This is a genomic window from Spirillospora sp. NPDC049024 (assembly GCF_040649235.1).
Classification (GTDB): domain Bacteria; phylum Actinomycetota; class Actinomycetes; order Streptosporangiales; family Streptosporangiaceae; genus Spirillospora.
Genome location: NZ_JBEZFD010000015.1, coordinates 1 through 22,005 on the forward strand (window position 1 = coordinate 1; position 22,005 = coordinate 22,005).

At 74.7% G+C, this 22,005-nt stretch carries 19 protein-coding genes; 14 read left to right on the plus strand and 5 right to left on the minus strand.

Going from position 1 to position 22,005, the window contains the following annotated elements; all coding sequences use genetic code 11:
- The 9 genes from AB0C21_RS26415 to AB0C21_RS26455 form a co-directional block, all read left to right on the plus strand.
- Positions 1-376, plus strand: a 376-nt coding sequence (locus tag AB0C21_RS26415; RefSeq protein WP_353822039.1) for an alpha-glucosidase C-terminal domain-containing protein, incomplete at its 5' end; no start/stop codon positions are given.
- A 2-nt stretch (positions 377-378) separates the two neighbouring features.
- The gene (locus AB0C21_RS26420) at positions 379-1,809 is read left to right on the plus strand and encodes a maltokinase N-terminal cap-like domain-containing protein (RefSeq protein ID WP_500207711.1); all 1,431 of its coding nucleotides are present in this window, start codon (positions 379-381) and stop codon (positions 1,807-1,809) included.
- 150 nt (positions 1,810-1,959) lie between these two features.
- Positions 1,960-2,967, plus strand: a complete 1,008-nt coding sequence (locus tag AB0C21_RS26425; RefSeq protein ID WP_500207713.1) for a C40 family peptidase — start codon at positions 1,960-1,962, stop codon at positions 2,965-2,967.
- Between the two features lie 101 nt (positions 2,968-3,068).
- Positions 3,069-4,064 carry an aldo/keto reductase gene (locus AB0C21_RS26430; protein WP_500207715.1) on the plus strand — a complete coding sequence of 332 codons (996 nt, stop codon included), beginning with the start codon at positions 3,069-3,071 and terminating at the stop codon, positions 4,062-4,064.
- 159 nt (positions 4,065-4,223) lie between these two features.
- Positions 4,224-5,132: a metal ABC transporter solute-binding protein, Zn/Mn family gene (locus tag AB0C21_RS26435; RefSeq protein ID WP_500207716.1), complete on the plus strand. Its 909-nt coding sequence runs from the start codon at positions 4,224-4,226 to the stop codon at positions 5,130-5,132.
- Positions 5,129-5,827, plus strand: a complete 699-nt coding sequence (locus AB0C21_RS26440) for a metal ABC transporter ATP-binding protein (RefSeq protein ID WP_500207718.1) — start codon at positions 5,129-5,131, stop codon at positions 5,825-5,827. The genes AB0C21_RS26435 and AB0C21_RS26440 overlap by 4 nt, the downstream gene beginning before the upstream one ends.
- Positions 5,824-6,723, plus strand: coding sequence for a metal ABC transporter permease (locus AB0C21_RS26445; protein WP_500207719.1), 900 nt, complete (start codon positions 5,824-5,826; stop codon positions 6,721-6,723). Before AB0C21_RS26440 ends, AB0C21_RS26445 begins: the two co-directional genes overlap by 4 nt.
- Positions 6,724-6,904: 181 nt before the next feature.
- A complete protein-coding gene (locus tag AB0C21_RS26450) occupies positions 6,905-7,963 on the plus strand; it encodes a rod shape-determining protein (RefSeq protein WP_500207721.1) in 1,059 nt (352 codons plus the stop codon).
- A 72-nt stretch (positions 7,964-8,035) separates the two neighbouring features.
- On the plus strand, positions 8,036-8,974 hold the full coding sequence (locus AB0C21_RS26455; RefSeq protein ID WP_500207723.1) for an MBL fold metallo-hydrolase: 939 nt from the start codon (positions 8,036-8,038) through the stop codon (positions 8,972-8,974).
- A 7-nt stretch (positions 8,975-8,981) separates the two neighbouring features.
- On the opposite strand, the gene AB0C21_RS26460 is transcribed toward AB0C21_RS26455, so the two are convergent.
- From AB0C21_RS26460 to AB0C21_RS26475, 4 genes are read right to left on the minus strand one after another with little or no spacing between them, the layout of a single operon-like run.
- The gene (locus tag AB0C21_RS26460; RefSeq protein WP_500207724.1) at positions 8,982-10,949 is read right to left on the minus strand and encodes a YehQ family protein; all 1,968 of its coding nucleotides are present in this window, start codon (positions 10,947-10,949) and stop codon (positions 8,982-8,984) included.
- Entirely contained in the window at positions 10,946-12,106 is a 1,161-nt protein-coding gene (locus AB0C21_RS26465; protein ID WP_500207726.1) for a VWA domain-containing protein, read from the minus strand. Before AB0C21_RS26465 ends, AB0C21_RS26460 begins: the two co-directional genes overlap by 4 nt.
- Positions 12,103-14,466, minus strand: a complete 2,364-nt coding sequence (locus tag AB0C21_RS26470) for a DUF5682 family protein (protein WP_500207727.1) — start codon at positions 14,464-14,466, stop codon at positions 12,103-12,105. The genes AB0C21_RS26465 and AB0C21_RS26470 overlap by 4 nt, the downstream gene beginning before the upstream one ends.
- Positions 14,424-15,596, minus strand: coding sequence for an ATP-binding protein (locus AB0C21_RS26475; protein ID WP_500207729.1), 1,173 nt, complete (start codon positions 15,594-15,596; stop codon positions 14,424-14,426). Before AB0C21_RS26475 ends, AB0C21_RS26470 begins: the two co-directional genes overlap by 43 nt.
- A 174-nt stretch (positions 15,597-15,770) precedes the next feature.
- Between AB0C21_RS26475 and AB0C21_RS26480 the strand changes: the two genes are divergently transcribed.
- The 4 genes from AB0C21_RS26480 to AB0C21_RS26495 all read left to right on the plus strand — a co-directional run bounded on the left by AB0C21_RS26480 (position 15,771) and on the right by AB0C21_RS26495 (position 19,119).
- Positions 15,771-16,091, plus strand: coding sequence for a hypothetical protein (locus AB0C21_RS26480; RefSeq protein ID WP_500207730.1), 321 nt, complete (start codon positions 15,771-15,773; stop codon positions 16,089-16,091).
- 187 nt (positions 16,092-16,278) lie between these two features.
- Complete coding sequence (locus tag AB0C21_RS26485; RefSeq protein WP_500207731.1) at positions 16,279-16,887, plus strand: hypothetical protein; 609 nt, start codon at positions 16,279-16,281, stop codon at positions 16,885-16,887.
- A gap of 25 nt (positions 16,888-16,912) precedes the next feature.
- Positions 16,913-18,298: a hypothetical protein gene (locus tag AB0C21_RS26490; protein ID WP_500207733.1), complete on the plus strand. Its 1,386-nt coding sequence runs from the start codon at positions 16,913-16,915 to the stop codon at positions 18,296-18,298.
- A 293-nt stretch (positions 18,299-18,591) separates the two neighbouring features.
- Entirely contained in the window at positions 18,592-19,119 is a 528-nt protein-coding gene (locus tag AB0C21_RS26495; protein WP_500207735.1) for an SbtR family transcriptional regulator, read from the plus strand.
- Here the strand turns inward: AB0C21_RS26495 and AB0C21_RS26500 are convergent.
- Positions 19,116-20,510, minus strand: coding sequence for a pyridoxal phosphate-dependent decarboxylase family protein (locus AB0C21_RS26500; RefSeq protein ID WP_500207736.1), 1,395 nt, complete (start codon positions 20,508-20,510; stop codon positions 19,116-19,118). The genes AB0C21_RS26495 and AB0C21_RS26500 overlap by 4 nt on opposite strands.
- A gap of 61 nt (positions 20,511-20,571) precedes the next feature.
- Here AB0C21_RS26500 and AB0C21_RS26505 point away from each other — a divergent pair, with 61 nt between their 5' ends.
- Positions 20,572-21,984, plus strand: coding sequence for an aminotransferase-like domain-containing protein (locus tag AB0C21_RS26505; protein ID WP_500207737.1), 1,413 nt, complete (start codon positions 20,572-20,574; stop codon positions 21,982-21,984).
- Positions 21,985-22,005 lie beyond the last annotated feature (21 nt).

A 22,005-nucleotide genomic window follows, 5' to 3' on the forward strand; every position in this document is an offset into this window, starting at 1 on the left:
CGAGATCCGGCAGCGCCACCCCGTCTTCGGCGTCGGCTCCTACGTCGAACTGTCCGCCTCCAACCCCTCCGTCCTCGCCTTCACCCGCGAGATCACCGAGGACGAGAGCCCGTGGGGGGAGATGGACACGGTCCTGTGCGTCAGCAATCTGTCCCGGTTCCCGCAGCCCGTCGAGCTGGACCTGCGGCGCTTCGAGGGCTACTCCCCCGTCGAGTGCATGGGCGGCGTGCAGTTCCCGGCCATCGGCGAGCTGCCCTACCTGCTGACCCTGCCGGGCCACGGATTCTTCTGGTTCCAGCTGATTCCCCCGGACGACGCGGCCCCCGGGCCTAGCGCGGAGGCCGGGCTCGGCACGCGCGCGGGAAGGACCGTCTGACCGTGCTTCCTCCAGAGCCGGACCTCGTCCGGGACATCGCGGAGTGGCTGCCCCGGCAGCGCTGGTTCGGCGGCAAGGACGGCCCCATCCACGAGCTCGCCATCGGCACCGCCACCGAACTCCACTCCGGCGACCCCGCCCTGCACCACCTCGTCCTCGACGTCCGCCGCGACGACACCACCGACCACTACCAGCTCCTCCTCGGCGTCCGTCGCGACCTGCCCGACCGGCTCCGGCACGTCGAGATCGGCGGGCACTGCGGCGACCGGGCCGCGAGGCCCCGCCTGTACGACGCCGCGCACGACCCGGACCTGACCCGGGTGCTGCTGGACGCCATGGCGCGCGGGGCGTCCGTGGGCCCGCTGCGGTTCCACCACGCCGGCGGGGCCCGCATCCGCACGGACCTGGCGAGCCTGCCCATGACCGCCGAGCAGAGCAACACGTCGCTGCTGTTCGGCGACGAGTACATCTGCAAGCTGTTCCGCCGCCTGTCCCCCGGCGTCAACCTCGACCTGGAGGTCAACCTCGCGCTGACCCGCGGCGGCTGTACGCACGTCCCGGCCGTCCTCGGCTGGATCGAGCTGGACCGGGGGCACGGCGCCCCCGCGGGCGGGGAGCCGGTCACGCTCGCCCTCCTGTCGGACTACCTGCACACCGGCGTGGACGGGTGGAGCCTCGCGATCGCCAGCGTGCGCGACTGGTTCGCGCACACGCCGCCGCCCGGCGGCGACGAGTGGGCCGAACTGGACGCGAGCGCAGCCGGCGGCGACTTCGCCGCCGAGGCCGAACGGCTCGGCGCGGCCACCGCCGAGGTGCACCGGGCGCTCGCCGACGCGTTCGGCGTGACGGTCGTCCCGGCGGCGGAGGTCCGCGCGATGGCCGCGCGGATGAACACCGAGCTGACCGGCACCTGCCGCACGGTGCCCGCCCTCGCGCCGCACGCCAAGGCGCTCACGGAGGCGTACCTCGACCTGGCCGCCCGGGCCGAGCCGCTGCCCGTCCAGCGCGTCCACGGCGACTACCACCTCGGGCAGGTCCTGCGCACCGAGTCCGGGTGGAGCGTCCTGGACTTCGAGGGCGAGCCGGCGCGGACGCAGAGCGAGCGCCGCGCCCTCGCGCACCCGCTGCGCGACGTCGCCGGGATGCTCCGCTCGTTCGAGTACGCCGCGCGGTACCTCATCACCAAGGCGGGCACGGTGCCGAGCGAGTCGGGGCCGCGGCTGGAGACGCGGGCGCACGCCTGGGCGGCGCGCAACCGCGCCGCGTTCTGCCGCGGCTACGCGGCGGGCTGCGGCCCCGACCCGGCCGCGCATTCGGTGCTCATCCGCGCCTTCGAATTCGAGAAGGCCGTCTACGAGGTGCGGTACGAGGCGCAGAACAGGCCCGCCTGGCTCGCCGTCCCGCTGAAATCGCTCGCCCATCTGACCGCTTGATCAAAGACACTGAACCCGGCCTCCAATTCGGCGTCATGATCACGTAAAATCGGCGCGCTCGCACAATTCCGTGCCGTTCAACGGGTACCCGTTCCCTCGGCGGGATGATGATCACCTGCCGATACCTGATCGGAAACGGAGAGCGGAAGAATGTCCATCGCACGCCACTCGCACGATGCCGAAAGCGGAAGCGGAGCGATCGCGGGCCGGACCGGCCGCGGCCGGGCGGCCGACCGAAAACGGGGAGCGCTCCGAACCGCCGTCACGGCGACGGTGACCGGGCTCGCGCTGACGGTCCCGCTGGGTTCCACGGCCTTCGCCGCGCTCACGCCGACGGCGCTCAGCCCGACGGCGCTGAGGAGACTGCACCTGGACGCGGCCACGCTGCAGAAGGTCCGGGCGTACGACAAGTACCGGACGCGGGAGGCGGCCCAGCGCAAGCGCGCGAAGAAGGCGCTGCGGTTCGCCCGCAAGCAGATCGGCAAGCCGTACCGGTGGGGCGCCACGGGGCCGTCCGGCTACGACTGCTCCGGCCTCATGATGGCCGCGTGGCGCAGGGCGGGCGTCAGGATCCCCCGCGTCACCTACGCCCAGTACCGCCAGGTGGACCGGAAGGTGAAGATGAGGCAGCTCAAGCCCGGGGACCTCATCTTCTTCCACGGCCGCAGCCACGTCGGCATGTACGTCGGGCACGGCCGGTTCCTGCACGCGCCCAATTCGGGGGCCAGGGTCCGCATCGACAAGTTCGGCGCGCGGCGCAAGAAACAGTTCGCGGGCGCGGTACGGCCCGGCGCGCCCGCCTATCGCGAGTGGTCGCCGTCCGTGCGGGAGCTCGTCGAGAAGATCGACCGGATGAGTGCGCAGAAGAGAGCCGACCAGCCCCCAGATAGCGAGCGGACCCCCCACATTCCGCCACATCACTTGAAATCACACAAGAAAAGCGACAAACCCTCCAAAAAGGCCCCCCGCCACCCGGTAGCGAAGGCCGCACCACCCGGCGGCCACTCCAGACCGGACGATTCCGCGGCCCAGGCTCCGCGAAGCGACACACCGTCGGACATGTCAAAGCCTGAACCCCGGCCGAGAGCCGCGGCGCAACCGAGATCCTTCTGGCACGGCCCGGCCTACGAGCCGTGGGCCGAGTACGTCGGTCCCTGAGCCTCTTTCCGCCTGCCCCGGCGCCATGCGCGCGCCGTGCGGCGCCGGGGGGCGCGTCACACTTGACCTGGAGCACGCTCCAGGTGCTTGGCTTGATCACCATGGAATACACCCGACTCGGCCGCACCGGCCTGAAGGTCAGCCGCCTGGTGCTCGGCACGATGAACTTCGGCCCGTTCACCGAGGAGGCCGACGCCCACACGATCATGGACGCGGCGCTCGACGCGGGGATCAACTTCTTCGACACCGCGAACGCCTACGGGTGGGGCGCGAACAAGGGCCGCACCGAGGAGATCATCGGCTCCTGGTTCGCCAAGGGCGGCGGTCGCCGCGAGAAGACCGTCCTCGCGACGAAGGTCTACGCGGACATGGCGCCGCCCGACTCGCCCTGGCCGAACCAGGGCGGGCTGTCCGCGCTGCACATCCGCCAGGCCGCCGAGGCGTCGCTGAAGCGGCTCGGCACCGACCACATCGACCTGTACCAGTTCCACCACATCGACCGGTCGACGCCGTGGGAGGAGATCTGGCAGGCGGTCGACGTCCTCGTCCAGCAGGGCAAGGTGCTCTACGCCGGCTCGTCCAACTTCCCCGGCTGGGGCATCGCGCAGGCCAACGAGGCCGCCGCCCGCCGCGGCTCGCTCGGCCTGGTCAGCGAGCAGTGCCTGTACAACCTGGTCGAACGGCGCGCCGAGATGGAGGTCGTCCCGGCGGCGCAGGCCTACGGGCTCGGCGTGATCCCGTGGTCCCCGCTGCACGGCGGGGTGCTCGGCGGCGTCCTGCGCAAGGAGCGCGACGGGGACGGCTCCCGGTCGCGGTCGGGCCGCGCCGCGGAGATGCTGGCCGACCCGGCGGAGCGGGCGCGCGTCCAGGCCTACGAGGACCTGTGCGACGAGCACGGCCTCCCCCCGGGCGACGTCGGCCTCGCCTGGCTCCTCACCCGTCCCGGCGTGACCGGCCCGATCGTCGGGCCGCGCGTCCGCGAGCAGCTCGACTCCGCCGTCCGCGCCGCCGACCTGGAGCTGCCCGAGGCGTTCCTGGCCGCCCTGGACGACATCTTCCCCGGCCCGGGTCCGGTGCCGGAGGCGTTCGCCTGGTAGAGCCCCCTCGACCGAACACCGCACAGGCCGCCGTCCCGGACCGGGACGGCGGCCTTTCGCGTGCGGGGGCCTTGCCGGCGACGAGCGACGAACGGGACAGAGCGGGCGAGCCGTGCTAGGTTGCCACTGAAAATCGTTATCATTTTCAGGAGGTTCATGATGCCTGCTCAGCGTGCGCGCGTCCTCGGGGCGGGCGCCGTCCTCGCCGCCGCGGCGCTCGGGTCCGCCGCCTGCGGATCGTCCCCCGGCGCGGGCGCGGCGGCGACGGTCCAGGTCGTGGCGTCGACCAACGTCTACGGGGACATCGCGCGGCAGATCGGCGGCGGCAGGGTGACGGTGACGTCGTTCATCAGCGACCCCGCGCAGGACCCGCACTCCTTCGAGGCGGGCACCCGCGCCAGGCTCGCGCTGTCCAAGGCCGATGTGGTCATCGAGAACGGCGGCGGCTACGACGGCTTCGTGGACACGCTGCTGAAGGGCGCCGGTTCGAAGGCCCGGGTGCTCAACGCCTTCCAGATCTCCGGGAAGACGGCGCCCGCGGGCGAGGAGCCGAACGAGCACGTCTGGTACGACCTGCCGTCCGTCGCGCTGCTGGCCGACCGGGTCTCGGCCGCGCTCGGCGAGGCGGATCCCGAGGCCGCGGAGACCTTCGCCTCGAACGCCGCGTCCTTCAAGGCGAAGCTGAAGGCGCTGGAGGAGAGGGTGGCGGCGATCAAGGCCGCGCACGCCGGGGAACGTGTGGCGGTGACCGAGCCCGTACCCGCCTACCTCCTCGAAGCGGCCGGCCTGGTGGACCGGACGCCGGAGGGGTTCGCCGAGGCGATCGAGGAGGGGGACGACGTCCCGCCGAGGGCCATGCGCGACACGCTGGCGCTGCTCACCGGCAGGAAGGTCCGGGCGCTCGTCGAGAACGTGCAGACGAGCGGCCCGCAGACCGAGCAGGTCCGCAAGGCGGCGGACGAGGCGGGCGTCCCGGTGGTCCCGGTCACCGAGACGCTGCCCGGCGGCCGGGACTACGTCGCCTGGATGGACGGCACCGTCTCCGCGCTCCAGAAGGCGCTGTCGTGATCGCCCTGCGCGGCGCCGCCCTGTCCTACGGCGGCCGGACGCTGTGGCGCGGGCTGGACCTCGACGTGGCGCCCGGCGAGTTCCTCGCCGTCGTCGGGCCCAACGGTTCGGGAAAGACCAGCCTGCTCAGGATGCTGCTCGGGCTCCAGCGGCCGTCGTCCGGAACGGTCGCGGTGGACGGGCGCCGCCCCCGGCGCGGCGGCGCCGGCACCGGCTACGTCCCGCAGCACAGGGCCGTGCCGCCGCACACCCCGCTGCGCGCCCGCGACCTCGTGCGGCTCGGCGTCGACGGCCATCGCTGGGGGCCCGGCCTGCCGCGCCGGGACGTGCGCCGCCGGGTCGACGCCGCCCTCGCCGACGTGGGCGCCGCCGCGTTCGCCGACGTCCCGCTCGAACTCCTCTCGGGCGGCGAGCTGCAGCGCGTCCGGGTCGCGCAGGCGCTGGCGGCCGGCCCGCGCGTCCTCCTGTGCGACGAGCCGCTGGCGTCGCTGGACGCCCGGTACCAGCGCGTCGTCGCCGGACTGGTCGACCGGCGCCGCCGCGAGCACGGCACGACCGTCGTCTTCGTCACCCACGACATCGACCCGGTCCTCCCCTTCGCCGACCGGCTGCTGGACATGGGCACGACCCGGGTCACGGAGGCTCCGGCGCGCGCAGCGGCAAGCGCCCGGCCTTGCCGCTCGGAGACGGTATGAGCTGGCAGGAGGCGTGGCACGAGGTCTTCAACTTCCAGGACTACGGGGCGCTGCTCGGGCTGGTGCGCAACTCGCTCATCGCGGGGGCCGTGCTCGGTCTCGTCGGGGGGCTCGCCGGGACGTTCGTCGTCATGCGCGACCTCGCGTTCGCCGTGCACGGCATCAGCGAGCTGTCGTTCGCCGGGGCGGCGGCCGCCCTGCTGGCCGGGGCGAGCGTGGCGGGCGGCTCGGTGGCGGGGGCGCTGGCGGCCGCCGGCCTGATCGGGGTGCTCGGCGCGAAGGCCCGCGGCCGCGGGTCGGTCATCGGCGTGCTGATGCCCTTCGGGCTCGGGCTCGGCGTGCTGTTCCTGTCGCTGTACCAGGGGCGGTCGGCCAACAAGTTCGGGCTCCTCACCGGCCAGATCGTCGCGATCGACACGCCGGGGCTGACCTGGCTGCTCGCGACGTCGGCGGTGGTGCTGGCGTGCCTCGCGGTCATGTGGCGCCCGCTGGCGTTCGCCAGCCTGGACCCGGACGCGGCGGCGGCGCGGGGCGTGCCGGTGCGGGCGCTGTCGCCGGCCTTCATGCTCGTGCTCGGCCTGGCGGTCGCCGTGTCCGTGCAGGTCGTCGGGGCGCTGCTGGTGCTCGCGCTGATCTGCACGCCCGCCGCGGCGGCGGTGCGGGTCACCGCGTCGCCGGCCGCGGCGGCGGTGCTGAGCGCGGGGCTGGCGACGGTGTCGGCGGTGGGCGGGATCCTGCTGTCGATCGGGTCCAGCCTTCCGATCAGCCCGTACGTCACCACGGTCTCGTTCCTGCTGTACGGGGCATGCCGCGCGGTGGGCGAGGTCCGGGCCCGGTGGGGCCGGCAGGGCCGGACGGCGCCGCCGGGCGCGCGGTCCGGCACCGTCCCCGCATGATCTCGGGCGCCGGCCCGGGAGCGGGTGCCGGGCCGGCGCCGGAGCGCGTTCCGCGATCCAGACATTCCGGATCCAACCCGCCAGGTCGTTGCGATTCGCTTACCCGGGCGTGGGCATCGCCGCAGGTAGCACGGGAATCATCTGGACTCTTGCGACGAACAGGGCGATTGGGAGGGACGCGATGTGGGACTTCGCGGGCCGGGACACCGCTATCGACCTGGGCAGCGCGACCGTGCGGATGCATGTGAAGGGCCGCGGCGTCGTCTGCCGCGAACCGTCGCTCCTCGCACGCTCCCGGGACACGGGGCGCATCCTCGCCCTCGGCGCCCCCGCGCGGGAGATGGCCGGGCGCAACCCGGACGTCACGCTCGTCCGGCCCATCCGCGAAGGCGCGCCGACCGAGACCGACGAGGCCGAGTACCTGATGCGGCACCTGGTGCGCCGCCACCACAAGCGCCACTACACGGCGCGCCCGCGCCTGGTCGTCACCGTCCCGAGCGGGCTGACGTCCGTCCACTACCGGGCGCTGCAGTTCTCCGCCTACCAGGCGGGCGCGCGGCACCTCACGCTCGTGCCGACGCCGATCGCCGCCGCCATCGGGATGGGCATGACCTCCGCCGTGCGGCCCGACATCACGGTGATCGCCGACATCGGGGCGGACGTCACCGACGTCGGCGTCATCGCGTTCGGCGGCCTGGTCACCTCGCACACCGCGCACGTCGGCGGGTCGGCGCTGGACCGCGCCATCGCCACCCTCGTCCGGCAGGAGCACGGCATCGCGCTGTCGCTGTCGGCGGCGGAGCAGGCCAAGCTGGAGGTCGGCGCGGTGCCGCCGCTCGGCCGCCGCCCGGTGCGGCAGACCGTCGTCCACGGGCGCGACATCGCGACGGGGATGCCGCGCGGCATCGTCCTCACCACCGCGGACGTCGCCCGGGCGATCTCCGGTCCGGTGGCGCGGATCGTGGACGCGATCGGCACCGGGCTCTCCGGCTGCTCGCCCGAGATCTCCGGCGCCCTGCTCGGCGTCGGCATCACGCTCACCGGCGGCTGCGCCCGGCTGCCCGGCCTGGAGCGGCTGATCAAGGACCGGACGGGGCTGGGCGCGCGGCTCGGGGACGACACCGGCGACGCGGCCGTGCTCGGCGCCGGGGAGGTCCTGCGCTCCGCCGGGACGCAGGAGCCGTCCGCCCGGGCCGTCTCGCCGCGCGCGCACCTGCTGACGACCGTGGCGGAGTACTGACCGGGCCCGCCGCGGCCGCGCGGGAGCGGCCCGCCCGGTCGCGCTCCCGCCGCCCGTTACACTCCCGGTCCCATGAGCGACGCACCCGACCGCGAGGGACCAGGAAGCCCGCGGCTGCAGGAGGTCTCCGACGGGATCTTCGCCTACGTCCAGCCCGACGGCACCTGGTGGATCAACAACACCGGCTTCCTCGTGGGGGCGCGGGGGGTGACGAGCGTCGACTCCTGCTCGACCGAGCGCCGCACCCGGGCGTACCTGGAGTCGATCCGGTCGGTCACGGACCGCCCCGTCCGGACGCTGGTCAACACCCACCACCACGGCGACCACACCTTCGGCAACTACCTGTTCTCCGGCGCGACCGTCGTCGGCCACGAGAGGACGCGGGACGACGCGCTCAGCTGGGGCGAGCCGTTCGACGAGCCGTTCTGGACGAAGGTCGAGTGGGGCGGCGTCGAGATCGAGCCGCCGTTCCTCACCTACACCGACTCCGTGACGCTGTGGGTGGACGACCTGCGGTGCGAGGTCCGCCACGTCGGCACGCCGGCGCACACCACCAACGACTCGATCGTGTGGCTCCCCGACCGGCGGGTGCTGTTCTGCGGCGACCTGCTGTTCAACGGCGGCACCCCGTTCCTGATGCAGGGCTCGGTCGCGGGCGCGATCAAGGTGCTGGAGGAGGTCGTCGCGCCGCTGGGGGCGGAGACGATCGTCCCCGGGCACGGCCCCGTCGGCGGCCCCGAGCTCATCGGCCGGGTGCTGGGCTACGCGCGGTTCGTCCAGGCGACGGCCGCCGAGGCCAAGCCGGCCGGGCTTTCGCCGCTGGAGGCCGCCCGCGAGGCCGACCTCGGCCCGTACGCGGAGCTGACCGACCCCGAGCGCCTCGTCGGCAACCTGCACCGCGCCTACGCCGAGCTGGACGGGCACGCGCCCGGCGCGCCGATCGACCTGGTCGCCGCCCTGAGCGACATGATCACCTTCAACGGGGGCCGCCCGCTCACCTGCCGCGCCTAGCGGCGCGTCAGCGCAGTTCCGCCGCGGTCACCAGGCGGATGTGGGCGGTGGCCCAGGCGCGGGACATGCTCCTCGGGTCGTCGCCCGCGAGCGCGGCGGCGAGGGCGTCCAGCGCGCCGGCGGTCGTGCGGAGGCCGGCGCGCTCCAGCGTGGCGCCGGCGCGGACGAGGCGCTCCCGCACCCCGGCCGGGAGGCGCAGCAGGCCGCGGTGGGCCGCCTCGGCGCAGGCGGCGAGCGCCTCGTCCAGGGCCCGGCCCAGCGGGTCCGGCGCCCCGGCGGGAGGGGCCCCGAGGGCGGCGGTGCCGTCGCCGGGCGCCAGGTCGGGGACGACGGTGCCGTGCGAGGTCATGACGGCGAGCGGGTCGACGACCAGTCCCCCGCGGTCCCTGCGGACGGCGCCCGACACGAACCGGGGCTCCGCCGCGAGCGCCTCGGCGAGGGCGTCCAGCGCGGCGGGGCGGTGCGGGCTGTAGTCGGCGGACACGACGGCCGTGGTCCCCGCCGCGTCGGCGACCACGGCCTCCAGCCGCTGCGCGCCCGGGTGGTAGCCGATGTCGCGGACCTCGGCGATCTCGACGACGCGGACCAGCTCGGCCTCCACGCGGGGCCGCACCAGGCGGGGCGGCAGCGCGTCCAGGGCCCGCCCCTCGGCGGCCAGGTCGCGGACGAGCAGCCGGGCGGGCAGGCTCTCCCAGGTGTCGCCGAGCGGGGTGACCGTCGTCTTCGCGATCCGCCCGGCGGCGACCCGGACGACGCGGCCGGCGCTGCGCGAGGCGCTCTCGGACACCACGTTCGCGGCGGCGAGGGACCGCAGCGGGGACCCGAGGACGCGGCGCCCGGCGAGGTCGGAGCCGGTGAGGCGGTCGCCGTCCGGGACGTCCCAGCGCCGTTTCAGCACGAGGACGATCCCGGTGCCGGTGTGCGCGAGGTAGACGTCGGCGGTGCGGCTCCCGGGCGTGCCGCCGACGCGGCAGCCGAGGGCGGCGAGGCGGACGCGGCGCAGCGGCGTGTCCGCGGCCTCCTCCGTGCCGAGCACCTGGGAGCGGCCGCCGCCGCGGGCCGCCGCGCGGTGCCGGGCGTGCAGCTCGGCGAGCAGCTCCGCGACGCGCACCGGGTCGTGGTCGGCGCGGCGCTCGTGGTGCGCGGCGAGCTGCTCGGCCAGGTCGCCGAGCGCGGCGGCGGGCCAGTGCAGACCGGCCGCCGCGAGGTCGCCGGCGGTGCGTCCCAGCGCGGTCGCGAGGACGGGCCCCGCGTGCGCGGCGCCCTCCAGGAGGACCTGGTCGGCGAGGTCGAGCGCGGCGTCGAGGCCGTTCCCGCCCGTCCCGCCCGACCCGTCCGCCGCGGCCGGGCCGCCGACGTCCAGCCGGACCTCCTCGCCGGTCAGGCCGCGCTCGTCGGCGGCGCGGAACGCCCAGACGGCGAGGACGGTGACCTCGCCGCGCACCGCCGCCACGGCGTCGGTGTGGATGTAGCCGAGCTCGCCGGGCACCAGGAACCGGACCGTGCAGGTCGGCAGCTCGACCTGCGCCACCGGGTCCTGCGCGGTGGGGCGGCGGATCTTCGCCGAGTAGCCGGCGCGCAGGGCGCGGCGCGCGGCGGTGAGGGCGCGCCGGCCGAGGACGCGGGCGAGCGCGTCGTCGTCGAAGGCGCCCGGCGACCAGTCGGCCGCCGGCTCCGGGGCCGGCGGGGCGTCCGGTTCGGCGGCGCCGCGCTGGTAGGCGAGCACGAGGCAGATCCGGTGCCGGCACGTCCCGGTCGCCGCGCAGGAGCAGTGCGCGGCGTCCAGCCCCGCCCCGGCGGGCAGGGACGCCGTGGTGCCGTCGGGGAAGGCGCCCTCGATCCCGCCGTCCGGCAGGACGGTGATCTCGGGGCCGTTGCCGGCGTCGAGGTCCTTGGCGGCGCGCTTGACCAGGCCGCGGTTGGCGAGGGCGGCCAGCGCGTCCGGGGTGAGCGCGAGGAGGTCGGCGCGGGTCAACGGCCCATCCTCTCCGCGACGAACTCGGCGAGCTGCCCCGGCGTCATCGCGCCGACGTGCGCGCCCTCGTCGGCGAGGCGCTGCGCCGTCCCCCGGTCGTAGGACGGGTTGGCCTCCTCGTCGAGCGCCGCCAGCCCGAGCACCTGCGTGCCCTGCTGGACGAGCCGCCGCACCTCCCGGACGAGCCGGTGCTGGTCCCCGCCCTCGTAGAAGTCGGTGATGAGCGCGACGATCGAGCGGCGCGGGTTCTCCACGAGGCCCGCCCCGTAGGCCACGGCCCGCGCGATGTCGGTGCCGCCGCCGAGCTGCACCTTCATCAGCAGCTCGGCGGGGTCGGTCACGTCGGAGGTCAGGTCGACGACGGAGGTGTCGAACGCGACGAGGTGCGTCTTCAGGCCGGGCAGCCCCCACAGGCACGCGGCGGTGACGGCGGCGTGCGCGACGGAGCCGACCATGGAGCCGGACTGGTCGACGAGCAGGATCATCTGCCACTGCTCGACGTGCCGCCGCGTCCGGGACACGAACCTCGGGTTCTCGATGTAGAGGCGGCGCTCGTCCGGTCGGTAGTGGTCGAGGTTGGCGCGGACGGTGCCGTGGAAGTCGAAGTTGCGGGAGTTCTTGACGCGGCTCGGCCGCCGCGAGCGGGTGCCGTGGAACGCCTGCCGGACCTCGGTGGCGAGCCGCTCCATCAGCTGCCGGACGACGGCCTCCACGATCTTCCGCGCGAGCGCGAGGACCTCGGGGTTCATCAGGTGCTTGGTCCGCAGGACGGCGCGCAGCAGCGCCTCGTCCGGCTCGATGCGCTCCAGGACGGCCGGGTCGGTGACGATCTCGTGGATCTCGTACCGCTCTACGGCGTCGCGTTCGAGCCGCTCGATCGTCTCCTTGGGGAAGAGCCGGTGCACGGCGTCGAGCCAGTCGACGGTGGTGAGCTTGGACGGCCCGTCGCCGCCGGCGCGGTCGTCGGACCGGGCGGGGTCGCCGTCGCAGTTCCCGCCGCCGCGCCGCACTCCGCGCCGGCCGAGGTCGGGGTCGCGCCCGTACAGCCAGTCGAGCGCCGCGTCCTGTTCGGCGGCCGCGCCGCCCAGCCCGCCCATGCACGCCCCGGCGGGCGAGCCGAGGACGAGCCGCCAGCGTTCCAGGTCGGGCGGGATCACGATGCCCCCTCCTCTGCGGTGGGCTGGCTTTCCGCGCCCTGCCCGTCCGGTTCGGCGGTCAGGAGGCCCGCGGCCGCGAGGGCCCGGTCCACGCGGGCGTCCAGCGCGAGGGCCTCGGCGGTGAGCAGCGGCGGGTCGGGCGCGCGGAGCAGCGCGCGGCCGGAGCCGCTCAGGCCCCGGCGGTCCAGCAGCCCCTGGGCGATGGCCTCGCGCTCGCGCGGCGGGAAGAACTCGAACGCCTGCCGCAGCGCGGGCAGCGCCACCAGGAACTCGGTCTGGTCCAGCCCGCCGACCAGCTCGTCGAGGACGCCGAGGACGGCGGCGCCGGGGTCGAGCACCTCCTGCCTGGCCAGCGCGAACAGGCCGGCGAGCCAGTCGCCGAACGTCTCCGGCGCGGCCGCGCCGCGCACCGCGCGGGCCGGGTCGGAGGCGTCGCCGAGGGCGCGGGCGAGCCCGAACGCGGCGCCGCGCAGGTCGGGCGGCGCGCCGGGTTCGGCGGCGACGCGCCGGGCCACGCCGAGTGCCGCGGCCCGGTCGAGGCGCAGCGCGCCGGAGGCGTGCAGCAGCGCGTCGCGGGCCGCGGCGACGGCGCGGAGCCGGCGCAGGTCGGCGGGCGCGGGGCCGCCGCGCACTCCCTCCGCCAGCCACAGGATCCGGTCGACGCACTCGTCGATGACCGTGCCGAACAGCGGGCTGCCGGCCGTGCCGAGGACGCGGTCGTGCCGCCACAGCCCGAGGACGGATTCGAGCGCGGCGCCGAGCGCGGCGATGTCGGAGGCGCCGGCGACGCCTGCGGCGATCGACTCGGCGATCCGGCCGGACTGGTCCGCGCAGCCGCACAGCGCCGCGTCGAACAGCACGGCGGCGAGGTCGTCCATGTCCGCGCCCGCGGTGGCCGTCCGCTCGTCCAGGACGGCCGCGGCGGCGTCGGCGAGGGTCGGCCCGTAGGCGCCCGCCTCGATGAGGGCGGCGTGCCGGCGCCCGTCGCGGTCGGAGGCGTCCAGGACCCAGCGCTCCTCCAGCACCGGGTCGGCGCCCGTCTCGGGACCGGACTCGCGCTCGGCGAGGGGGACGCGCAGGACGCGCAGGCGGTGCAGCGTGCGGCTGCGCTCCAGCCCGCGCGGGGTCGCCAGCTTCAGCACGACCCGGCCGTCGCGGTCGAGCCCGAGCCGAGCCAGCTCGGCGGTCGCGTGGGCGACGAGCGGCGGGGCCGGGGTGTCGGAGTGCAGCCGCCCGGTCCGGTCGCCGCTCAGCGCGGCCACCATCTCGACGACGGCCGGGTGCGCCCCGGGGGCGAGCGGGCCGCGCGAGGTCCACGGGAGCCGCTGGTCGAGGTCGTCGTTCACCAGCGCGGACACCAGGCCGTCGAGCAGGTCGGTGCGGGCGGGCGCGGAGTGGCCGCGCAGCCGGGTGAGGCCGCCGGTGAGGGTGCGGGCGGCGATCAGGTCGGCGGTCGACACGACCTGGCCGCGCCCGCGCAGCCGGGCCACGACCGTTTCGACGAGCGCCTCGGCGGCCGCTTCGGGGCCGTCCTCCCAGAGCCGCTGGTAGTACTCCGGCGACGGCATCCCGGACTGGTAGCCGGTGAACGCGTCGAGCCGCCGGAAGGAGTACGGCACGAGGAAGCTGCCCCCGGCGGCGCCGTCGGGCGGCTCGGGCACGCGGGGCCATTCGGTGCCGCCGGACGCGGCGAGGGCTTCGAGGGCCGGCTTGTGGAAGCCGCCGGTCACCACGACGACGGGACGGTCCCCGGCGTCGGCCTCGGCGGCCCGCACCCACTCCGCCATGTAGGACTCGCGGGCGGTGTCGTCCTCCCCGGCCTCCGCCTCGCCCCGCAGGAGCCCGAAGTACGCGTCGAGCCGCTCCGCCGCGCCGTCGGCGTCGATCTCGAACAGGTGGTCCCAGAGGATGTCGGTGTTGTCGACGGCGAACTCCCGGCACAGCCGCTCGGTGACCTCGGCGTAGCGGCGCTCGGCGTCGGCGTAGCGGTTGCTGCGGCCGGCGAACGCCGGATGCCACGCGGGCAGGTCGATGAACCGCAGCTCCGCCCCGGCGGCGCGGCCCTCGTTCAGCGCGACCCACTCCGGGGAGTACGCGCAGAACGGCGACCAGGAGGCGTGCACGCGTTCGGCGTCCCGGTAGTAGCTGAACACCGCGACGGGCGGCAGGTGGCCGAGGAGCAGCTCGCCGATCCGTCCGCCGAAGTCGGCGGGCCCCTCCACCAGCACGTACGCGGGCCGCAGCCGCCGGATCGCGTCCCGGACGAGCCGGGCGCACGCGGGGCTGTGGTGCCGGACGCCGACGAACGTGACGGCCATCAGCCGGGCAGCAGGTGCCGGGCGGCGTGCAGCGCGCTCCACTGCTCCCCGCCGCGGCGGGGCGCCTGCTGCTCCAGGTAGCGGCGCAGCCGGGCGAGGTCCTCGGGGCTGTCCTTGGCGGCGGTGCCGGCGAGGCACTCGACGATGTCGGCGGCGCCTCCCGCCTCGCCGCGCAGGAACCAGCCGCGCACCCCGACCTGGTGGGCGACCGACACCGCCTCGGCGGTGCTCATCACCGCCGACAGCCGGTCCATCGCCCGGCCCTCCCCGGTGGTGGCGTCGCGCAGCTCCCGGAACACGGTGACGAGCACCTCCAGGACGTCGCGGCGCGGCGCGACCTCGACGCCGCTGTGCTCCAGCAGCCGCCGCGCCTCCTGCTCGACCAGGTCGAGCTCGGTCGCGAAGTCGGCGATCGGGAACACGGTCTCGAAGTTGAACCGCCGCTTGAGCGCGGCGCTCATCTCGTTGACGCCGCGGTCGCGGGTGTTGGCGGTAGCGATGATGTTGAACCCGTCGCGCGCGAACACCATCGCGTCCGCGCTCTGGCCCCCGTGCGAGACCGCGCCACTCCCCACGGCCGCCGCGCGGGACAACTCGGGGATCGCCAGGACGCGGTCGGACAGCGGCGAGAGCAGCGAGTCCTGCACCTCCAGCGGGCAGCGGGTGATCTCCTCGAACCGGACGACCTTGCCCTCGGCCATCCCGGTGAGCAGCGGCGCCGGCACGAGCGAGCGCGTGGAGGGCCCCTCCGACACCAGCAGCGCGTAGTTCCACGAGTACTTGATCTGGTCCTCGGTGGTGGCCGCGCCGCCCTGGATCGTGAGCGTGGAGGTGCCGCTGACCGCCGCCGCGATCAGCTCCGACAGCAGCGACTTCGCCGTCCCGGGCTCGCCGACGAGCATCAGCCCCCGGCTCGTCGCCAGCGTCACCAGGGCCCGGTCGATGAGCGCGGTGTCGCCGACGAACTTGCGGCGGACGCCGAGCGCGTCGTCCCCGACGATGAACCGCCGCGCGGCCGTCAGGCTCAGCGCCCACCCGGGCGGCCGCGGCCCGGTGTCGCTCTCGCGGAGCCTCTCCAGCTCGTCGGCGAACCGCACCTCCGCCGGCGGCCGCTGGTACTCCGCCGCCCCCGCACCCGCGTCCTCGGACCCCTCCGAGGGATGATCTTCCATGCCCCCCAACGCTAGGGGACCCCTCGGACACTCCGCCCAGAGATCCCCATCTTCCCCCGAGCGGGAGGGCGGGGCTGTCGGCCGGTCTGGCCAGCATGCGCAACATGATCTTGGTAACGGGAGCCCCCCATCAGCTTCGTCGACGTCCGCGACATCGCCCGGGTCGCCGCCCATGTGCTCACCACCGACGGCCATGACGGTCGCGTCCACGACCTCACGAGCCCCGAGGCGCTGACCTACGAGCAGGCCGCCGAGGTGCTCTCCCGGGTGCTGGACAGGCCGGTCCGCTTCGTCCAGCTCTCGGACGACGAAGCCCGGGCCGCCATGCTGGAACGCGGCCTGCCCGCGTACCACGCCGACGCCCTCATCGAGGTGAGCCGCGCGTACCGGAACGGCGGCGCGGAGACGGTCACCACGGCGGTCCGCGACCTCACCGGCCGCGAGCCGACGTCCTTCGAGCAGTTCGCCCGCGACCACCGCGCCGCCTTCCTCTGAGCGGCCGCGGCAGTCCATGGCGCCGACCACGTCATCGACGGCGGCACCCTCAAGACCGTCTGACAGCGCTGCGGCGCGGCGGGGGCGCGCCGTGGCCTTCTGGGTTCGCATGGGCGAGAATCGGACCGGACGATGTGGAGGGCGGCCGACGGGAATGTGGCGGAAAAGGTCTGCTGAGCAGCTTCGCATGTCGGCTGAGCCGCATATTCGCGAAGCCGACGCCAATGCGGCGATCGGCAGATACGACGTGGCACTGTCAGAGAACATGGCCGCTGTCCAGGTGGTGACTCGCCTCCGGCAGGCCGAACCCGGCAACCGCCGCCACATCGCAGTCCTCGGATCGCTGCACTACAACCAGGCGCTGCTTCTGGAGAAGAACGGGCGGGGACTGGAGGGCATCACCGCCGCGCGCAGGGCGGTCCTCATGTACGAAGCGCTCGACCCGGCCCGCGGGAAGAGCGTCCCCGAAGCCGTGGCCGATGGCGCGCTTCTCGAAGGGGGCGGCGAGCCGGTCGACGCCGCACAGCTCATCGCCCATCTCGCCGACGCCCGGGCCCGTCTCGCACGCCTCCTCGGCACCCATGGGCACCCGGACCGCCACCGCGACCGCGAGTTGCGGCGATTCAACCTGGACCCCGAGCTCACCCTGAGACACGAGATCAACGTCCTGGACGCGCAGGCCTGCTTGACCTATAAGGCACTGGTCGAATGTTCCCGCTACACGGAGGCCGACTACCAGCGGGTCCTTGAAGAGGGCGGCGAAGGACTCGGCCAATACCATTCCAGATTCCCTTAGGCCGCGGAAGCCCGCCTGCTCCCGAATGATCGCCGGGAACGGTCGCTATGACCGCCACGTCCTATCCGGGGTTTCGCTGGAAGTCACCTCGCAAGGGATGGGCGTGAGGATGCAGAGCGTCTGGGTGGGCGAGAAGCGGTTGGGCCTGATGACCGTGTCGGGTTTCCAGGAGGTTCCGGGGCTCGGCCTCCTTCCCAAGGGCAGGGTGGTGGGAGGGCCCGGGATCGCTCGGGGCGCCCGGGCGCGACTGCTTCGGCACGGCACGGTGATCGCCGAGGATCTCCGTATCGGTGCTCTGATCAAAAAGGCCGGCATCGGGTCTGGGCTGGAGCCCAGGGAACGGGTCGGCATCCTGGAAAGGTGCATGCCGGCCATCGGTCACCGGCACGTCCTCAAGGGCGATCAGATCCAGGCCTACGTCCGCGCGGAGCCCGCGGGGGTCGGTTCCGACCTTGTTCCGGGGTACCAGGACCCCTTACCGGAGCACCGGCGCGGGCTCGGACGAGCCGAGGTCCGCGAGGTCGCCGGCGATCCCCTGGCCGGGCCCGTCGCGCGGGCCATCGTGACCGAGGGCAGGTTGGCGGTCGGTGACCGAGTGCGGGTCGTGCGCGACGGACGCCCGGTGGTCGAGGCGCTGCGCTTGCTGGCCCTCGCGGACGGCAACGGCGGACCGGAGGACGACCTTCCGCAGGGAAGCACCGGGACCCTGTACCTGGGCCACCCCGATGTGCGTCCCGGAGACGTCGTCCAGGCATATGACGTTCCGCCCCCGCAGCGAACCGAGGAACGCAAGCAGATCCTCACCGTCCTGCTGGCGGGGTCGAACGCCTTGGTGGCCACGGCCCGTGTCCAGCCGGTTCCGAGTTCTCCGCATGGAGGGCAGGAACTGGCCGTCGGGCACCGCGCGCGGGTGCTGCGCGATCGGGTCGTCGTGGCCGACGGTCTGACCATCGGCGATGTCCGCGAGCCGGGCCTCCTCCAGACGGTGGCCGTCGACTACGGCTCCAAGGCGCGGGCCGGCTGGCTCGATGTCGGCGTCGACTTCCCCGGCCTCCGGAACGGAGACGAGATCGAGCCGTACGAGGTCGTCCCCGCCGACCACGAGCCGGCACCGCAGATCAAGCGGCCCGAGAGCATACGATTCATGGTCGGCGTCACGGTGGTGCTCGGCGCCGTCGTCGCCCTGTTCGGTTCCCTGGCCGTCTGGGCGGGTGTGACGGCGTGGCAGTCGTTCCGGACGCCGCCTGCGGACGACACCGGCTTGGACGGGGGTTCGGCGCTGGGTCTCACCCTGTTCTTCACCGCGATCACCGCCACATTTAGCTGGATGCTCGTTATGGGCCACCGTCATCAGCGCCGGCGGCGCGAACATGCACGCCGGCGAACCGGCCCGCGTCGGTTCGAGGGCTGAAGGCGGGGCGGGTCGGGTCGTTCATGCCGTTGACCGGGGCGATCGTCGTGCACCGGGACACCTCCGTCAGGCGGTCGGCGGCCTCGGCGGGCAGGTCGAGCGCCAGGCGTGACCTCCTCGGCGATGTCCAGGTTGCGATCGCGCAGCAGTTCCCGCGCCCAGGTGCGGGCCGCCGGGAGGTCGGAGTCCAGCAGCAGCCCCATGCGGCTGCCCGCGTCCGGGGCGGTGTCGCGGCCGTAGCGGCCGGTCAGCACGCCGCCGCCGAGCGGGGAGTAGACCAGGGCGCCGAGCCCGTGCCCGCCGACGACGCCGGGGCGGCGTTCTTCGCCTTCTTCACCCGCGTCGTGGCCGACTCCACCGACAAGAAGATGCTCGTGGACGCCCTCGCCGACGCGGGCGTGGACGTCAAGGCGGGCATGGACGACCTGCACCGTGACATGGTCGAGGCCATCGAAGCGCTGCTGGTCCGCGCCCGCGCACCCGCGCCCTGGCCTTCATGTTCGACGGCTTCCGACCGCGCTGACCTGCGCCCCTCCCCCACGTCATCCGGATGGAGCGGTGCGTCCTGCGGTGGCGCCGCGGCCCAAGGGTTACCGCGAGTTCGCCGCGGAGCAGGCCGGCGCGGTGCTCAGGCACAAGGAGTTCCCGGCCGCCTGGCAGTCGCGGAACGACGTCAGGCGGCCGGGGGCGGGCGGGTGGTCTCGGGCGGCGGTGTCGGCCCCACGCTTCGTCACCGCCGATCTGCCGTTCCCCGCGCCGCGCCGCACCGCCCGGCGGATATCGCCCTTGGCGGTGCAGGTGGTCAGGCGGCGGATGCCTAGGGCGCGAAGGTCGGACGGCTCAGCTTGTGCCTCAGGGCCTCGGTGAGGCGGTGGACGTCGGCCTCGGTGGTACGCCAGTTGCTGAAGGCGGCGCGGAGCGCGGGTACCCCGGCATAGGTGGTCGGGGTGAGGAACGCCTCGTCCTTGAGGTCGGCGGCGAGGCCGGCGAGCCGCTCGGCGGTGGGGTCCTCGGCGAGCGTGAAGCAGACGACGTTCAGGCGGACCGGTGCCAGCAGGCGCAGTCCGGGGGTCGTCTCGACGGCCTGCCCGAGGGCGTGGGCGCAGGCGATGTTCCGCTGGACGATCTCGCGGTGCCCGTCCCGTCCGTAGGCCCGCAGCGTGAACCAGGCGGCGAGGGCGCGCAGGCGGCGGGAGTTCTCCGGGGTGAGGTGGACGGGGTCGGGCGTCTCGCCGAGCGGGCCGAGATAGGCCGCGGCGTTCTGGAACACCCGGGTCTGGAGGCGCCGGTGGCGGGTGAACTGCACGGCGCTGTCGTAGGGGACGTTCAGCCATTTGTGCAGGTCGACGCAGATGGAGTCGGCGGCGTCGAGTCCGGCGACCAGGTCCGCGTGGTCCGGCGACAGCGCCGCGAAGGCGCCGAAGGCGGCGTCGACGTGGAGCCAGAAATCGTGGCGTTCCCGCAGCGCGGCGATGGCGCGGAGGTCGTCGAAGTCGACGGTGTTGACCGTGCCGGCGTTGGCGACCACGATCACCGGGCCGCCGGACTGGGCCAACGCCCGCTCCAGCGCCTCGACATCGACCGCCTCCCGGCCGTGCAGAACCGGCACGTGGACCAGCGAGGCGCGGCCGAGGCCGAGGAGGGACAGGCCCTTCCCGATGCTCGAATGCGGGCTGCCGGACAGGACGCGCACCCGCCCCAGCGCCGCCGCGCCGTCCTCCGCCACGTTGACGCCCATGCGCTCGCCGAGCCACTCGCGGGCGATGGCCAGGCCCACCGTGTTGGACATGGTCGCGCCGCTGACGAACGCCCCCTGGTGCCCGGCGCCGAGACCGAACAGCTCGCGCAGCCAGCCGACCGTCCGGCGTTCGAGCTCCGGGCCCGCGCCGTCGAGCGCCGACGTGGGGTTCTGGTCGGCGGCCGCCGTCAACCAGTCGCCCGCCAGCGCGGCCGGTGTGACGCCGCCCGTGACGAAGCCCAGGTAGCGGGGCCCCGCGCTGGCGGAAAGCAGCGGAGCCCACTCGCGGGTGAACTCCGTGAGCGCCGCAGCCAGCCCGGTCCCCTCCTCGGGGAGCGGTTCGGCGTCGGGCAGGCGCAGCGGCGGGACGACCGGCTGCTCGTGCAGGCGGCCGAGGATGTCGTTCGCGCGTAGGCCGACCGTCCGCAGGAGATCCGGGAGCCCGGCGAGATCAGCGGCGAGGCGTGGATGCATGAGCGGAACGCTATCCAGGCCGGCGTCCGAAAACGTGGTCCAATACTGGCAAACTGGACCAGTGCGTACTACCGACCTCCAGTTGGCCGCGGCGCTGGGCGCGTGGCGACGACCGGGCGTGGCGCTGGCCCGGGCGCTGGCCGACGCGGTCGGCGACGCCGCCCTGGACGGCCGGCTGCGGGTCGGCTCCCCGCTTCCCGCCGAACGCCGTGCCGCCGCCGCGCTCGGCGTGAGCCGGGGCACCATGACCGCGGCGCTGGACATCCTCCGTGCCGAGGGATGGGTCGACACGCGTCGCGGCAGCGCGAGCACGCTGCGGCTTCCGCCGGAGGCGGCGATGCGCGTCGCCCCGACCTCGGCCGTCGGCGAGGACGGCGTCATCGACCTGCGAAGGGCGGTTCCGGCCGCGCCCCACACGGCGTACCAGCAGGCGGTCCTGAGAGCGGCCGAGCGTTCCGGCCCGGTCCTGGCCGAGAGCGGGGAGACCGGCCCCGGGCTTCCGGAGCTGCGGTCACTGATCGCGGACCGCTACACGGGGGAAGGGCTCGTCACGCGGCCCGAGCAGATCCTGGTCACCTCGGGGGCGCGCGCGGCCCTCGCGCTGCTGACGGCGCACCTGCGTCCCCGGGCCGCGGCCGTGGAGATCCCCACCTATCCCGCCGTGCTGGCCACCTTCCGGGCCGCCGGAACCCGCCTGGCCGGCTGCCGGGTCACCACGGACGGCTGGGACCTGGACCAGCTCGACGACGCGTTCCGGGCCTCGGCGGGCGGGGTGGCCTACCTGGTCCCCGACTTCCAGAACCCGACCGGCGCGCTCATGCCGGACACCGCCCGGCGCACCGTGGCGCGGCTCGCCGAACGGCACCGGGTGACCGTCCTGGTGGACGAGACCATGCGCGACATCGATCTGCGCGCCGCACCGGAGCCGTTCGAGCGGATACCCCGCGCCGTCCTCATCGGGTCGGCGGCCAAGACGGTCTGGGCCGGCCTGCGGGTCGGCTGGATCCGCGGGACGGCCGCGCTGGTCGGCGAGCTGGCCCGCCATCCGCTGTGCGAGCCGCTGTCCGCGGCGCCGACGCAGCAGATGATCGCCGCCGAGTTCCTCCGCGACCCCGCCCCGGTCCTGGACCACCGGCGGGCGGCCCTGAGACGGCAGCGCGACCACCTGAGCGGGCTGCTGGCCGGAGACGACCGCTGGCGGTTCACGGTCCCTCCGGGAGGGCTCGCGCTGTGGTTGCGCCTGACCGACGTGCGATCCGACCTCGTGACGGCCCGGGCCCGTGCGCACGGGCTCGAACTCGCACCCGGGCCGTCCTTCGCGGCCGACGCGACCTGCTCCCGCCATCTGCGCCTGCCCTACACCTCGCCGATCGCCACGCTGGACCGCGTCGCCGCCGTGCTGGACGGCGCGTGCGGCGGCCAAGGCCCGCAGGTCCCGAGTCCGGGCCGCCGGGGGACGCGACCCGGCAGGTGAGCTGCCGCTCAGGTGGTCGTG

Bases quoted from the DNA above. Each gene is read 5' to 3' on its own strand.
- AB0C21_RS26435 (WP_500207716.1), top strand. From the start codon at position 4,224: ATGCCTGCTCAGCGTGCGCGCGTCCTCGGGGCGGGCGCCGTCCTCGCC.
- AB0C21_RS26425 (WP_500207713.1), top strand. From the start codon at position 1,960: ATGTCCATCGCACGCCACTCGCACGATGCCGAAAGCGGAAGCGGAGCG.
- AB0C21_RS26500 (WP_500207736.1), bottom strand. From the start codon at position 20,510: ATGCATCCACGCCTCGCCGCTGATCTCGCCGGGCTCCCGGATCTCCTG.
- AB0C21_RS26490 (WP_500207733.1), top strand. From the start codon at position 16,913: ATGATCGCCGGGAACGGTCGCTATGACCGCCACGTCCTATCCGGGGTT.
- AB0C21_RS26450 (WP_500207721.1), top strand. From the start codon at position 6,905: ATGTGGGACTTCGCGGGCCGGGACACCGCTATCGACCTGGGCAGCGCG.
- AB0C21_RS26430 (WP_500207715.1), top strand. From the start codon at position 3,069: ATGGAATACACCCGACTCGGCCGCACCGGCCTGAAGGTCAGCCGCCTG.
- AB0C21_RS26485 (WP_500207731.1), top strand. From the start codon at position 16,279: ATGTCGGCTGAGCCGCATATTCGCGAAGCCGACGCCAATGCGGCGATC.
- AB0C21_RS26455 (WP_500207723.1), top strand. From the start codon at position 8,036: ATGAGCGACGCACCCGACCGCGAGGGACCAGGAAGCCCGCGGCTGCAG.
- AB0C21_RS26445 (WP_500207719.1), top strand. From the start codon at position 5,824: ATGAGCTGGCAGGAGGCGTGGCACGAGGTCTTCAACTTCCAGGACTAC.
- AB0C21_RS26475 (WP_500207729.1), bottom strand. From the start codon at position 15,596: ATGGAAGATCATCCCTCGGAGGGGTCCGAGGACGCGGGTGCGGGGGCG.